At 56.6% G+C, this 346-nt stretch carries 1 tRNA gene and 2 rRNA genes; all 3 read left to right on the forward strand.

What is annotated here, in order from left to right:
• Window positions 1-104: ribosomal RNA gene (gene rrf / locus AB4K05_RS24690) — 5S ribosomal RNA — on the forward strand; the annotation flags it as partial.
• Window positions 105-118: 14 nt separating this feature from the next.
• Window positions 119-194 (forward strand) — tRNA-Thr (locus tag AB4K05_RS24695).
• Between the two features lie 38 nt (window positions 195-232).
• A 5S ribosomal RNA gene (gene rrf / locus AB4K05_RS24700) occupies window positions 233-346 on the forward strand; the annotation flags it as partial.

The raw sequence follows: 346 nt of genomic DNA on the forward strand, positions 1-346 counted from the left end.
AGCGCGGTGGTCCCACCTGACCCCATGCCGAACTCAGAAGTGAAACGCCGTAGCGCCGATGGTAGTGTGGGGTCTCCCCATGCGAGAGTAGGGAACTGCCAGGCATCAAATTTAGTGTGCTGATATGGCTCAGTTGGTAGAGCGCACCCTTGGTAAGGGTGAGGTCCCCAGTTCGACTCTGGGTATCAGCACCAGTTTTTAGGTTAAATTTCGGCGCTAGTAAAAGAATTTGTCTGGCGGCAGTAGCGCGGTGGTCCCACCTGACCCCATGCCGAACTCAGAAGTGAAACGCCGTAGCGCCGATGGTAGTGTGGGGTCTCCCCATGCGAGAGTAGGGAACTGCCAG

It is taken from the genome of Kluyvera sp. STS39-E, from assembly GCF_040932435.1.
In the GTDB taxonomy this organism is placed as follows: Bacteria; Pseudomonadota; Gammaproteobacteria; order Enterobacterales; family Enterobacteriaceae; genus Kluyvera.